Origin of the sequence: Desulfovibrio aminophilus DSM 12254, from assembly GCF_000422565.1 — a bacterium.
GTDB classification, from domain to species: domain Bacteria; phylum Desulfobacterota; class Desulfovibrionia; order Desulfovibrionales; family Desulfovibrionaceae; genus Aminidesulfovibrio; species Aminidesulfovibrio aminophilus.
Genome location: NZ_KE383877.1, coordinates 35589 through 48164 on the forward strand (window position 1 = coordinate 35589; position 12576 = coordinate 48164).

Annotated in this window: 12 protein-coding genes; 4 read left to right on the forward strand and 8 right to left on the reverse strand. The window is 68.8% G+C overall.

The features are described 5' to 3' along the window. Window positions 1-15: 15 nt before the first annotated feature. The 3 genes from H587_RS19285 to H587_RS0116120 form a co-directional block, all read right to left on the reverse strand. Window positions 16-1530: a GGDEF domain-containing protein gene (locus H587_RS19285; protein ID WP_051203073.1), complete on the reverse strand. Its 1515-nt coding sequence runs from the start codon at window positions 1528-1530 to the stop codon at window positions 16-18. 140 nt (window positions 1531-1670) lie between these two features. Next, window positions 1671-2435: a bestrophin-like domain gene (locus tag H587_RS0116115; protein WP_027177106.1), complete on the reverse strand. Its 765-nt coding sequence runs from the start codon at window positions 2433-2435 to the stop codon at window positions 1671-1673. Next, window positions 2432-2821 (reverse strand): DnaJ family domain-containing protein, encoded by a 390-nt coding sequence (locus H587_RS0116120; protein ID WP_027177107.1) that lies wholly within the window; start codon window positions 2819-2821, stop codon window positions 2432-2434. Before H587_RS0116120 ends, H587_RS0116115 begins: the two co-directional genes overlap by 4 nt. Window positions 2822-2980: 159 nt before the next feature. Between H587_RS0116120 and H587_RS0116125 the strand changes: the two genes are divergently transcribed. Further along, window positions 2981-3433, forward strand: a complete 453-nt coding sequence (locus H587_RS0116125; protein WP_027177108.1) for a Fur family transcriptional regulator — start codon at window positions 2981-2983, stop codon at window positions 3431-3433. Window positions 3434-3544: 111 nt separating this feature from the next. Then, the gene (locus H587_RS0116130; RefSeq protein ID WP_027177109.1) at window positions 3545-5020 is read left to right on the forward strand and encodes a catalase; all 1476 of its coding nucleotides are present in this window, start codon (window positions 3545-3547) and stop codon (window positions 5018-5020) included. Window positions 5021-5100: 80 nt separating this feature from the next. On the opposite strand, the gene H587_RS0116135 is transcribed toward H587_RS0116130, so the two are convergent. Next, window positions 5101-5817: a DUF3313 domain-containing protein gene (locus tag H587_RS0116135; RefSeq protein ID WP_027177110.1), complete on the reverse strand. Its 717-nt coding sequence runs from the start codon at window positions 5815-5817 to the stop codon at window positions 5101-5103. Window positions 5818-5972: 155 nt separating this feature from the next. Here H587_RS0116135 and H587_RS0116140 point away from each other — a divergent pair, with 155 nt between their 5' ends. Together H587_RS0116140 and H587_RS0116145 are read left to right on the forward strand one after the other, a co-directional pair. Next, complete coding sequence (locus tag H587_RS0116140) at window positions 5973-7385, forward strand: MFS transporter (protein WP_027177111.1); 1413 nt, start codon at window positions 5973-5975, stop codon at window positions 7383-7385. 71 nt (window positions 7386-7456) lie between these two features. Then, window positions 7457-8887 (forward strand): DUF1254 domain-containing protein, encoded by a 1431-nt coding sequence (locus tag H587_RS0116145; RefSeq protein ID WP_051203074.1) that lies wholly within the window; start codon window positions 7457-7459, stop codon window positions 8885-8887. Between the two features lie 67 nt (window positions 8888-8954). On the opposite strand, the gene H587_RS19290 is transcribed toward H587_RS0116145, so the two are convergent. From H587_RS19290 to H587_RS0116165, 4 genes are all read right to left on the reverse strand, one after another. Next, window positions 8955-9404 (reverse strand): Ros/MucR family transcriptional regulator, encoded by a 450-nt coding sequence (locus H587_RS19290; protein ID WP_051203075.1) that lies wholly within the window; start codon window positions 9402-9404, stop codon window positions 8955-8957. A 209-nt stretch (window positions 9405-9613) separates the two neighbouring features. Continuing rightward, window positions 9614-10033, reverse strand: coding sequence for a DUF3592 domain-containing protein (locus H587_RS20005; RefSeq protein WP_051203076.1), 420 nt, complete (start codon window positions 10031-10033; stop codon window positions 9614-9616). Window positions 10034-10055: 22 nt separating this feature from the next. Beyond that, window positions 10056-11123, reverse strand: a complete 1068-nt coding sequence (locus tag H587_RS0116160) for a hypothetical protein (RefSeq protein ID WP_156904604.1) — start codon at window positions 11121-11123, stop codon at window positions 10056-10058. 218 nt (window positions 11124-11341) lie between these two features. After that, a complete protein-coding gene (locus H587_RS0116165; RefSeq protein ID WP_051203077.1) occupies window positions 11342-12562 on the reverse strand; it encodes an MFS transporter in 1221 nt (406 codons plus the stop codon). Between the last annotated feature and the right edge of the window lie 14 nt (window positions 12563-12576).

Consider the following 12576-nt stretch of genomic DNA (forward strand, 5'->3'; position numbering starts at 1 on the left):
CCCGACCCTGAAGCCTCAAGCCCCGGCCGAAGCCTCGCCCTGCGATGGGCAGGCGTAGGCCACGGCCCGGTTGCGGCCCGCGCGTTTGGCCTCGTAGAGCGCGTGGTCGGCCCGGGACAGGGCCGCGTCCACGCCCTCTTCGCCCGGCAGCACCTCCGCCACCCCCACGCTGATGGTCATGGGACCGGCCAGACCCTCCAGCCGCATGCCCTCAACCCCGGCGCGCAGCCGTTCGGCCAGGACGAGCCCGCCCTCGCCGTCGGTTTCCGGCAGGAGCAGGCCGAACTCCTCGCCGCCCAGCCGGGCCGCCAGATCCTGGCCGCGCAGCAGCCCCCCGCACAGTCCGGCGAAGGCCCGCAGGGCCGCGTCGCCCACGTCGTGGCCGCAGGTGTCGTTGATCCGCTTGAAGTAGTCGATGTCGACCATGAGCACGGCCAGGGAGTGCCCGTTGCGCCGGGCGCGGCCGATCTCCCGCGCGGCCTCCTCGAAGAAGCGCGAGCGGTTGGCCAGCCCGGTGAGCGGGTCGGTGCTGGCCAGCCATTGCAGATGGACCTCCATCTCCTTGCGCCGGGTCACGTCCACGAGAATCGCCAGCACGGTCTCCCGGCCCCCGGCCACGGCCGTGGTCGCCACCAGGAGCATGTCCCGGGGCGGGCCATCCGGGGGAAAGACCCGAATCTCGTGCTCGGCCACCTCTCCGGCGGGCGGCAGGTCCGAGGTGAGCCGGGCGAAGTCCTCGGGCCGGAAGCAGGCCCGGATGGACGCGGCGTCGGAACAGGCCGCCTCGCCGAAGAAGCGGCGCGCGGCGGCGTTGGCCTGGAACAGCGCGCCGTGGCTGCGGGAGAGGACGAGCAGGGGCGCGGGCACGGCCTTCAAAAGCGTCTGGAGCATCCGCCGGTGTTCGTCGAGCTCCAGTCCGGCACGCTCGGCGGCCCGGGAGGCCGTCCATTCCTGGCGCTGGAGGCGGTTGGAACGGGAGAGCAGGAGCAGGAGCACGGCGTTCTCCGTGACCAGGGCCAGCAGCAGGCCCAGCTCCCAGGCGGCCCAGGGCTTGCCCGCGAGGTGAAAGGCCAGGGCCAGCCCGCTGCCCAGCAGGCTGACCACGGCGGCGGCGCGGAAGGCCAGGGGGAAACCCTGGGTGTAGATGATCGGCAGCACGAAGAGGAAGAACAGGGCCGCCTCGGTCTGGGGTGAAAGGAGCACGGCGCAGGCCGGAACGGCGGCCGCGCACCAGACCAGGCCCAGGGTGTGCAGTTCCCGGAATCCCCGCACCCGGCGCAGAAGCGCCAGACAGACCAGGGAGACGAACACCAGGATCGAGCGGGCCGTGACGGCCACGGCGAAATGGGGCGTGCCGAGGAAGCGCAGAAAGTCGTTGGCGTAGAACAGCGCATTGAGCAGCGCGGCCCAGAAGAAGGCCAGCCGGCAATAACGCAGCCATTCGGGCATGCGTTCCGCGCGGAACTCCGACTCGCGGGCCGGGTCCGCGAACTCGCCGCCAAGGGTGAAGATCGTCGTTTGGATCTGCATCGCCCCCCCCGGGAAACCGTCCGCGGCCTCCGCTCCGGCGGATGCCGCCGGAACCAAGGCGTGGTCAGGGCTACATCGGATCGGCCCGGGCCGCAAGGGGACGCCGCCGGAAACCCCGCCGCTCCGGGCTGCGCCCCGCCTCAGTGCGCGACCAAGGCCCTGATCCGTTCCAGGGATTCCAGGAAGCGTTCCGGCCCCAGGCGCAGGACGCCGCTGAAGGGCGTGTCCAGCTCCCGGATGAGCCAGATGTTGATGAGCACCATGAACAGCATCATGCCCATGTACCAGAGGTCGGCCAGCCCGTGGCCCAGGTCGGTGTAGAACAGCGCCACCAGGGTGAAGACGAAGCCCAGGTGGATGAGCAGCCAGAAGGGCCAGAGCAGGCTGCCGCGCACCTGTTCCAGCCGGGCGTGGCGCAGGCGCGAGAGGTCCTTGAGTTCCTCCAGCATGCGCACGTGGTAGACGGCCTTGGACCCGTCCTCGGGCCGGATGCGCTCCCATTCCCGCCAGAGCGCGTCGTAGCGTTCCTGGGTGGCCGGGCTGCGCTCGGCGCGGGCCATGGCCGCCCACTCCTCGCGGGCCACGGACTCCAGGTACCCTTCCAGGGCCTGGCGGAAGGGCTCGGAATGGGGCAGAAGCCGCGCCTCCCGGGCCAGGATCACGGCCGTGTAGGGCTCGTGGGCCAGATCCTCGGAGGTGTCGGTGAAATTGTTCCAGAGGGTGATGACCGCGAAGCTCAGGAAGAAGGTGTAGAGCGTGGCGAAATAGCCGATGTTCGTGGCCAGCAGGTTCTTCTGCATGGCGTCCAGGCCGTGGGGCCTGCGGCGGCGGATGACGAAGGCCCCCAGGGTTCCGGCCACGGCCGCGCAGACCAGGGCGATGATGTTCCAGGCCTCGGCGTTCACGCGCGCTCCTTCTCGCCCGTGGAGAGACGCTCCACGATGCGGTCGTGATAGAGTTCCGCCCGCTCGAAGGCCACGGGCCGCCCGCGGCGCATGTTCAGATCGCGGATCATGAAGTTCACCCGCCGGATCTGGCGGTAGCGCTCGCGCTCGTCGGGCATGGCCTTGAGCAGGTCCAGGGCCGTGTCGATCTCCCGGGCGCGCTCCAGCTCCGGCGGCAGGCAGCCCGCGTTCTTCAGGATGCGGTAGGCCATGCGCAGATCCTCGGGGATCATCGAGAGGTCTTCCTCCGGCAGGGGCCTGCCCTTGCCCTCGAGGTTCTCGAAGCCGCCCTCGCGCATGTGCTTCTGGATGGCCTCCTCGGCCAGACGCTCGATGAACAGAAACATCACGCCATTCTACTCCGCTCCCCCCTCCGCGCGCAATAGGGGGCCTTCGGCCCGTTCCAGAAAACGAAAAGGCGGGAACCGCCCCCGCCTTTTGTAGAGCTCGGCGAAGCCGACGAAGCCGGACTTGTGTCGGGGCCGCCTCGAAGGTAGAGAGGGGGCGTGAGCACGCATCCCGCCCATCTTCCCGAGACCCTTGCCGACATCCTGCGCGGCCGGGGTTTTCGCCTCACTCCCCAGCGCCTGGCCGTGATCCGCGCCCTGGGCCGGGACGGTTCGCACCCCTCGGCCGAGGAGGTCCACCGGCGGCTGCTGCCCGAGAACCCGACCATGAGCCTGGCCACGGTCTACAAGACCATCGCCCTGCTCAAGCAGGAGGGCCTGCTCCTGGAGATCGACTTCGGCGCGGCCGACAACCGCTACGACATCCTCCGGCCCTACCCCCACCCCCACGCCGTCTGCACCCGCTGCGGGGCCGTCGCCGACCCCGGCGACCCGGACATTTCCGAACTGGTCGCGCGCATGGCCCGGGACACCGGCTACGCCATCACCTCCCATCGTCTGGACTTCTTCGGTCTCTGCCCCAGGTGCCGCCGAAAAGCGGGCGGGAAATAATTTTTTTCGCTTGCAACGGAGAATGATTCTCCGTAAGGTTTCATTATCGAGAACTCGCCGGAACCGCGAGCCGGGCTCCGCGTTCTGCGGCGGCAAACCCGAGAGGTGCACATGGTCAAGAAGAACAAGCTCACCACCAACGCGGGCGCGCCCGTGGTCGACAACCAGAATTCGCTCACCGCCGGGAAACGAGGCCCCATGCTCCTGCAGGACGTCTGGTTCCTGGAGAAGCTGGCCCACTTCGACCGCGAGGTCATCCCGGAGCGGAGGATGCACGCCAAGGGCTCCGGGGCCTACGGCACGTTCACGGTGACCAGGGACATCACGAAATACACCAAGGCCGCGATCTTCTCCAAGGTCGGCAAGAAGACCGAACTCTTCGCCCGCTTCTCCACCGTGGCCGGAGAGCGCGGCGCCGCCGACGCCGAGCGCGACATCCGGGGCTTCGCCCTCAAGTTCTACACCGAGCAGGGCAACTGGGATCTGGTGGGCAACAACACCCCGGTGTTCTTCCTGCGCGACCCGCTGAAGTTCCCGGACCTGAACCACGTGGTCAAGCGCGACCCGCGCACGAACCTGCGCAGCGCCAAGAACAACTGGGACTTCTGGACCAGTCTGCCCGAGGCCCTGCACCAGGTCACGGTGGTCATGAGCGACCGGGGCATCCCGGCCACGTACCGCCACATGCACGGCTTCGGCAGCCACACCTTCAGCCTGATCAACGCCAAGAACCAGCGCTTCTGGGTCAAGTTCCACTTCAGAACCCAGCAGGGCATCAAGAACCTCACCGACACCGAGGCCGAGGCCGTCATCGGCAAGTGCCGCGAGAGCCACCAGCGCGACCTCTACGAGAGTCTGGAGCGCCGCGACTTCCCGCGCTGGGCCCTGTACGTCCAGGTCATGCCCGAGAAGGACGCCCTGAAGTGCCCCTACCACCCCTTCGACCTGACCAAGGTCTGGTACCACTCCGACTACCCGCTCATCGAGGTGGGCGAGCTGGAGCTGAACAGGAACCCGGAGAACTACTTCGCCGAGGTGGAGCAGTCGGCCTTCAACCCCGCCAACATCGTGCCCGGCATCGGCTTCTCCCCGGACAAGATGCTCCAGGGACGGCTCTTCTCCTACGGCGACGCCCAGCGCTACCGCCTGGGCGTGAACCACCACCTCATCCCGGTGAACAAGGCCCGCTGCCCGTTCCACAGCTACCACCGCGACGGGGCCATGCGCGTGGACGGCAACCACGGCGGCACCCTGGGCTACGAGCCGAACAGCTACGGCGAATGGCGGGAGCAGCCGGACTTCGCCGAACCGCCCCTGGCCATCGACGGCGCGGCCGACCGCTGGAACTTCCGCGAGGATGACGACGACTACTTCACCCAGCCGGGCAAGCTCTTCCGGCTCATGAGCCCGAAGCAGAAGGAGGCCCTTTTCGGCAACACCGCCCGGGCCCTGGGCGACGCGCCCGAGGAGATCAAGCTCCGGCACATCGGCAACTGCCTCAAGGCCGACCCCAAGTACGGCGAGGGCGTGGCCAAGGCCCTGGGACTGCCCGTTCCCGGCGGCAAGAAGGGCGGCAAGAAGAAGTAGGCGGCCCCTTCGGGGCTTTTCATCATTCGGCGAAGCCGTGCGCCTTCGGCGCGTTCCAGAAAACAAAAAGGCGGGAACCTCTATTTGGAGGCCACGGGCTTGGAGCCCCAGAGGACCAGAATGCGGCGCTGGATCAGGGCCGCCCAGTCGGTCATGGCCTTCTCGGCCTGGCCGGTCTCGGAGAAGTTGGCCGAGTCGTACTTGTCGCCCTGGCGGTCGTCGGAGAACAGGCCCATGGTCTTGCCGGAGGCCGCGTCGCTGAAGCGGATGGCCACGGAGCAGCCGCCCACGTTGGGGTCGCGGCCGATGGCCGCGCGTTCGCCGAGGGAGAGCAGGATGCCCACCGGCAGCACCGAGCTGATGCTGTTGCGCACCGGGTTGCTCGGCCGCACGTCGGTGACCGCCGCGCTGATGCGCAGCACGCCGGGGCCGGGCTTGTCGGCCAGGGGGAACTTGATGTCCGAGAGGGCCTTGGCCAGGGAGTTCTGGAAGAACCCGGCCAGGGCCTTCAACTCGTCGGGCTTGATCCCGCTGTCCTTGGCCATCTCGTCCAGGTTCCAGATCTGCACCTGGTCCACGATGATGGCCTTGTAGTTCTTGGGATTGAAGTCGGGATTGCGCCAGGCGCGCATGGGCTCGTGGCCCTGCACCGGGGCCAGGAGGGACTCCTCCTTGCCCAGGAAGCCGGATTCGGCGGTCCGGGCCAGGTCGTCGTCCTTGGAGGATTTGCCGCCGCAGGAGTTGAGAAGCAGACAAAGGGCCAGAATCGACAAGACGATACGCGCCAAGTTCCGCATGCGCTCCTCCCGGCGGGGGTTCGAAGTTCGCTCGCCCCTCTATGTCTCCATTCGCCCCCGGCTGTAAAGCCCGGAATGAAGGTTTTTTCATTTTCCGCAATCCGAAGCCTCCGCGGCGGCTTGCGCCCGGCGGCCTTTTGCGCGAAAATGACCCAATGTTCAAGCCTGCCGCCGGTTCTCCCGGGATGGTCCTGTTCACGGTCTGCATCGCCCAGTTCCTGGCCCCGTTCATGCTCACCTCCGTGGGCGTGGCCCTGCCCTCCCTGGGCCGGGAGCTGGGGGCCTCGGCCCTGCAGCTGAGCCTCGTGGAGCAGCTCTACGTCCTGTCCCTGGCCATGACCATGCTCACCTTCGGCCGCTGGGGCGACATCGTGGGCCGCCGCCGCATCTACCTGGCCGGACTCTCGCTCTACACGGTCATGACCTTCTCCCTGGGCTTCACCCAGGGCATCGGCTCGATCATGGCCCAGCGCTTCGTCCAGGGCCTGGGCGCGGCCATGTATCTCTCCGGCAGCCTGGCCCTGGTGGCCTCGGTCTACCCCCCGGAGGTGCGCGGCCGGGTCATCGGCGCGGTCTCGGCCGCCACCTATGTCGGACTCTCCCTGGGCCCGGTCATCGGCGGCTACGTCACCTCGCATTTCGGCTGGCGCAGCGTCTTCCTCATGGTCGTGCCCCTGGGGCTGGCGGCCGTGGCGGCCTGCCTGTTCGGCATGCGCGACGACGCCCACGAGGGCAGCGGCGAGCGCATGGACTGGACCGGCGCGCTGGTCTACGCCCTGGGCGTGGGCCTGTTCATGCTCGGCGCGGCCCACGCCGGGGAGATGCCCCTGGGCCCGGGCATGATCGCGGCCGGAATCGTGGTCCTGGCCCTCTTCCTGCGCCTGGAGGCGCGCGGAACGAGCCCGCTGCTGGACATGGCCCTGCTCCGCGGCGACCGCGCCTTCACCCTGGGCTGCCTGGCGGCCCTGGGCAACTACGCCGCCACCTTCGGGATCACCTTCCTGGCCAGCCTCTATCTCCAATACGTCAAGGGCCTCTCCCCGCGCGAGGCCGGGCTCGTGCTCCTGGCCATGCCCGTGATCCAGGTGGCCGTGACCCTGCAATCCGGCAGGCTGGCCGACCGCATGGACCCGGGGCGGCTGGCCACCATCGGCATGCTCATGAGCACCATCGGCCTGCTCCTGGCCGCCGCGACCTGCGGCCCGGACATGCCCCTCTGGCTCCTGGCCCTGGAGCTCATGCTCATCGGCGCGGGCTTCGGCGTGTTCGTCACGCCCAACTCCGCCTCGATCATGGGCAGCGTGGACCGGCGGCGCTTCGGGCTGGCCTCGGGCATGATCGCGGCCATGCGCACCCTGGGCATGGCCGCCAGCATGACCTCGGTGGCGCTCATCTTCTCCGTGTTCATGGGCCGGGCGGCCATCTCCCAGGAAACCCCGCCGGAGTTCCTGTCCGCCATGCGCGCGGGCCTGGCCCTCCTGGCGGCCTTCTCCTGCCTGGGGGTGCTCGTCTCGCTGGGCCGGATCGCCCGAGTCGGGCCGGAAAAGGGCCGACCCGGCGGGGAGTAGCCACGGGCCGCTCCCTGGGGTACTCTGCGCATATCGCGCCGCGCGGCGCGAAACCGTGAGGAGGTGGAGAGATGCGGAGGAATCGTTTGGGGTTCGCCGGCCGTCTGGCGGCGATCCTGGCGCTGGCCGTGCTGCTGGCCGCCTGCGCCGAAAAGAAGGCCCCCGCGCCCAAGGCGGGAGCGGGCCTCGACCCGGCCGAAGCCCGGGCCATCGCCACGGAGGCCTACCTCTACGGCTACCCCCTGGTGACGATGGAGATGACCCGCCGGGTCATGACCAACGTGGCCGCGCCGGAAAACGGACACGCGCCCATGAACGAGTTCGCCCACGTGCGGCGTTATCCCCCGGCGGGCTTCCGGGACGTGACCATGCCCAACGCCGACACCCTCTACTCCACGGCCTGGCTGGACCTCTCGGCCGGGCCCATGGTCCTCTCCCTGCCGGACACCCGCGGCCGCTACTACGTGATGCCCATCCTCTCGGCCTGGACCGGGGTCATCGCCTCGCCCGGGGCGCGCACCACCGGCACCGGCCCCCAGACCTACGCCATCACCGGCCCGGACTGGCGGGGCTCCCTGCCGTCGGGCATGAGCGAAATCAAGTCGCCCACGAATCTCGTCTGGATTCTCGGCCGGACCTCCTGCACCGGTTCGCCCTCGGACTACGAGGCCGCCCACGCGGTCCAGAACAAGTACCTGCTCGTCCCGCTCCCGGCCTGGGGCAAGCCCGCCCCGCCCGCCGCGCCCGGCCGGGTCGACCCCGCCGTGGACATGAAGACCCCGGTGCGCGACCAGGTGGACGCCCTGCCCGCCGGTCCCTACTTCCGCCTCCTGGCCAAGCTGTTGCGCGACAACCCGCCCGCGCCCGAGGACGCCCCCCTGTTGGCACGCATGGCCCGCCTGGGCATCGTGCCGGGACAGGACTTCGACCTGGGCGCCCTGCCGCCGGAACTGGCCCTGGCCGCCGCCGGAGCGCCCCGGGCCGGACAGGCCCGCATGGCCTCGGCCGCCAAGAGCACGGCCGAAACGATCAACGGCTGGTCCGTGGACCTCAAGATGGGCGTCTACGACTCGGACTACGGACGCCGCGCCCTGACGGCCCACCGGGCCCTGGCGGCCAACCTCCCCCAGGACGCGGTCTACGCCGTGTCCACCGGCTGGTACCGGGGCGAGGGCAAGTACGTCCTGCGCTTCCCATCCGGCCAGCTTCCGCCGGTGAACGCCTTCTGGTCCCTGACCCTCTATGACGGGGAGTTCTTCTTCGCGGCCAACCCGCTGAACCGCTTCTCCCTCGGCTCGCGCGACGCGCTCAAGCACGACGAGGACGGCTCCGTGACCATCCACGTGCAGCACGAGTCGCCCGGGCCGGACCGGGAAGCCAACTGGCTGCCCGCGCCCGAGAAGGAATTCAACCTCGTGCTGCGGCTCTACTGGCCCAAGTCCGCGCCGCCCTCGATCCTGGACGGCTCCTGGGCCCCGCCGGAGATCGAACTGGCGCGGTGAACCGGACGCCGGACACAAAAAAAGCCCCCGAGGAATCCCCCGGGGGCTTTCTTCCTTCAGCGCCCGTCTATTTCGCGGCGGCCTTGGCGGCCTTGGCGGGCTTGGCGGCCTTCGGGGCCTCCTTGGCGGGCTTGGCGCCCTTGCGCTTGGTCCAAAGCTTCATCTCGGTCATCTTCTTGCGCCGCATCCGTTGCAGCGACTTGCAGACCAGGGGCAGGTTCTTCTTGAACCCGAACTTCTCGCGATAGGACACCGCATCCAGACCGTGACTGGCCAGATGCTTCTTGGTCAGGATCTTGAAACTCTTGCCGCAGACGCAGCAGGAGATGGACTTCTCCTTGATGGATTTGCCCGGGGCGCAGGCCGGCTCCTCCTCGGAAGCGGCCTCCCCGACCTCGAGGCCCTTCAGGCTCGCGGTCAGGTTCCGCGTCATGCTCACGAGTTCCTCTTCAGTCATGGTGCGGACGCTCGCCTGAGCCTTCACGATCTCCAATGCAGCTTTCACGAAATCATCCATTGCATGTCTCCTGGGGTGATCATTATGTACTGTAAGATGGAATGTAGCATATTTTCATGCAAAGAACAGCATATTTTCAATGATGTCATTTTTTTTATGGAGCGCCGTTCAGGGACGTCCGCGCGGAACCAGCGCCGACCCGGCGGCCACGGTCGGGAGCGCCGGCCGCCCGGGCGACGCCTGACAACCCGGGGCGTGAGGCGTGAGCCTCATTTCAGCCGTTGAAACGCCAAGATCCCGGCGAAAACGAAGGCGGCCCCGAACGCCGAAAGCAGGAGCCCGAGGCCCCAGACTTCGAAGACGCTGTCGATCATGACCGTGTCCGGCGTGGCGGGATCATAGCGGAGGGGGACGCGGTCGCCTTCCTGGAACGGGCTGCGGCTGTAGGACCGGGCGGCGCGGGCCACATGCTCCGCCCCGTCCTTCGAGACATAGCGGATGATGGGCGAACTCATCTGAGCCCCGCCGGTCTTCACGGCGGACCTGACCCTGATCTCGATGACGGTTCCCTCCGCCGCGTCCATCTTGAGGTACTCCATGACCGTCGTCGCGAGAATGAAGAGGCCGGGGGCCAGCAGGCAGGCTCCGATGACGGCGAAGGCGAGGGCTCCGATCGTGTTTTTATCCATGCCGCGCATCCTTTTCAGCGCATCAGTCGGTTGGGGGCGGAGGGACGATCCCCGTGATGTTCTGGCGTTCGGCGAAGGCGAGGGCCTCGGCCAGAAGGGCTTCGTTCCTGCCTTCCCGCCGCATGTAGGCGTTGAGATAGGGCGCCAGCGCCCTTCGGGCGTTTTCCTGAAGATGTTCCGGCGGAGTCCTGATGATTCCGGATATCTGCGCCGCGATCATCTCTGTTTTCATGGACGGCAGCACCGCCTGCAGTTGATTTTCGATGTCCTCCGCCGGACGGGGCTCCGCGGAACCGACCGGGAAGGAGCGGGGTTCCGCCCCCGAGGTCCGGCTTCCGTCTGCGATCATGAATATTGCGAAACCGCCCACGGTCAGGAACAGCACCCCGATCGGAAGCGCGAAGAGCAGCCGCGGCCAGAAGCCCGGCGCCATGCCGCCGTGCAGGGACCAGCCCGCGTCAAGAACGGCGGCGCGAATCGGCAGCAGGAGATCGTCCGAATCGAACGTCGCCGTTTTCAGATCGACCCGGACGCCTGTCTCCGGTGAGTATTCCAAGGATGGAGCGGCTTCCGTCCTCCTCTCGGCGAACAGACCGGTGGAAAAGCCGAGCGAGAACTCAGCGGCGCCGAGGGCCGCGGACCAGGCGTGATTCCTTTCCTTCATGACGAAGGAGGCGCGGCGCCCTTTTTCGTCGAACGACAGGACGACCACCCGCTTCATGCCCCGGCCCCCGAGGCTGGTTCCCTGGAAGAACCTGATGGACGAATTCCAGGTCACGATGAGGGAATCGCCTCTGCGGGCGACGTCGAACAGTTTCTCCCCGTCGGCGGGGCGGGAGAAGGCCTCCTCGATCCGGCTGACGAGTTCCCGCATGGTCCTGGGGCGGACGTCGGGGGCGGGCCTGAACACGATGAAGACATCCTGGAGGACGAAGAACATGAAGGTGACGAAGACCCCGTAGAGGCCGAACACCAGGGCGCAGACGAGGCCGTGTTCCGAGAAAATCCTGCCGAGGTCGACCTTGAACAGCAGGACCGCGAGCAGGGCCAGCAGCGGCCCCCCGGCCATGACTCCCAGAAAGCTCAACATGAAGCATATCAGTTGAACCGCCATGAGCCCCCCGCCTGGAAGAGATTCCGCATCATAAAATCATATGCGGTTCCCGCGGACATGTCGAGCGCGCCCCAGCAACGGGGCCGCGCCCGCCCTGGCGCGGATTTCCAGGCCCGGCGGACGGGCCTCCTCGGGAAAAACCGGGGGCCCGGGTGGAGCGGGAACCACCCGGGGGCGACGGCGGCCGGAATCCATCACCGCCCGCGCGGAATGACGGCCAGACCGGCGACCACGGCCAGCAGCGCCGCCGTGCCGCCCAAGATGAAGGGCGCGCGCGGGCCGATGACGTCCCAGGCCAGACCGGCGGCCAGGCTTCCGGCCAGGGTCGCCAGGCCCGTGACCATGAGGAAGAAGCCCAGGGCCGCGCCCCGGCGCTCGGCCGGAATGGTCGAGGCCACCAGGGCCTTGCCCACGCCCTCGGTGCAGCCCATGTACAGGCCGTAGAGCGGGAACAGGCCCCAGATCCAGCCGGGGCCCGCCAGGGCGAAGCCGAAGTAGACCAGGGCGTAGAGCGTCCAGCCCCCGAGCATCATGCGCCAGCGGCCGAAGCGGTCGCTCAGGACTCCGGCCGGGTAGGCCGACAGGGCGTAGGTCAGGTTGAAGAGCACGTAGGCGGCCACGGCCTGCACGTCGCTGAAGCCGAGGCTCTTGGCCCGCAGCAGGAGCAGGGCGTCGGTGCTGTTGGCGAAGGCGAACAGGCCGAGCAGCGTCAGGGCGCGCCAGTATTCCCGGGGCAGGCCGCGCAGGGCCTCGCGCAGCGGGAGACGCGGGGCCGGGGTTCCGTCCGCCGCGCGTTCCGGGGCGGCGTCCCGCAGCCGGAAGGTGAGCCAGACCGCCGCCGCGCCGGGCAGGGCCGCCAGGAGGAAGATGAGCCGGTAGCGGCCGGGCAGCAGGGCCAGCAGACCCAGGGCCAGGAGCACGCCCACGATGGCCCCGGCCGTGTCGAGCATCCGGTGCAGGCCGTAGGCCCGGCCCGCCATGCCCCTGGGCGCGGCGTCCGCGATCATGGCGTCGCGGGCCGTGGTGCGCAGGCCCTTGCCCGCGCGGTCCAGGAGCCGGGCCGCGAAGACCACGGGCCAGGAGAAGGCCAGGGCCAGCAGCGGCTTGGACAGGGCGCTCAGGCCGTAGCCGGCCCGCACGTAGGGCGCGCGGCGGCCCAGGCGGTCGCTGTGCCAGCCCGAGAGGCCCTTCATGACCGAGACCACGGCCTCGGCCACGCCCTCCACCGCGCCCAGGACCACGGCCGGAGCGCCCAGCGCGGCCGTGAGGAACAGGGGCGCCACGGGATAGATCATCTCCGAGGCCACGTCGGTGAGAAAGCTGACCCAGCCCAGGGTCCAGATCGCCCGGGGCAGGCCCAACCGCCCGCCCTTCGCGGCTTCCGCCGCAACGCCGCGCGACACGTCGTCCGCCATGACCGTTTCCCTCG

Bases quoted from the DNA above. Each gene is read 5' to 3' on its own strand.
- H587_RS0116120 (WP_027177107.1), bottom strand. From the start codon at position 2,821: ATGTTTCTGTTCATCGAGCGTCTGGCCGAGGAGGCCATCCAGAAGCAC.
- H587_RS0116135 (WP_027177110.1), bottom strand. From the start codon at position 5,817: ATGCGGAACTTGGCGCGTATCGTCTTGTCGATTCTGGCCCTTTGTCTG.
- H587_RS0116130 (WP_027177109.1), top strand. From the start codon at position 3,545: ATGGTCAAGAAGAACAAGCTCACCACCAACGCGGGCGCGCCCGTGGTC.
- H587_RS19290 (WP_051203075.1), bottom strand. From the start codon at position 9,404: ATGGATGATTTCGTGAAAGCTGCATTGGAGATCGTGAAGGCTCAGGCG.
- H587_RS0116140 (WP_027177111.1), top strand. From the start codon at position 5,973: ATGTTCAAGCCTGCCGCCGGTTCTCCCGGGATGGTCCTGTTCACGGTC.
- H587_RS0116165 (WP_051203077.1), bottom strand. From the start codon at position 12,562: ATGGCGGACGACGTGTCGCGCGGCGTTGCGGCGGAAGCCGCGAAGGGC.
- H587_RS20005 (WP_051203076.1), bottom strand. From the start codon at position 10,033: ATGGATAAAAACACGATCGGAGCCCTCGCCTTCGCCGTCATCGGAGCC.
- H587_RS0116145 (WP_051203074.1), top strand. From the start codon at position 7,457: ATGCGGAGGAATCGTTTGGGGTTCGCCGGCCGTCTGGCGGCGATCCTG.
- H587_RS0116160 (WP_156904604.1), bottom strand. From the start codon at position 11,123: ATGTTGAGCTTTCTGGGAGTCATGGCCGGGGGGCCGCTGCTGGCCCTG.
- H587_RS19285 (WP_051203073.1), bottom strand. From the start codon at position 1,530: ATGCAGATCCAAACGACGATCTTCACCCTTGGCGGCGAGTTCGCGGAC.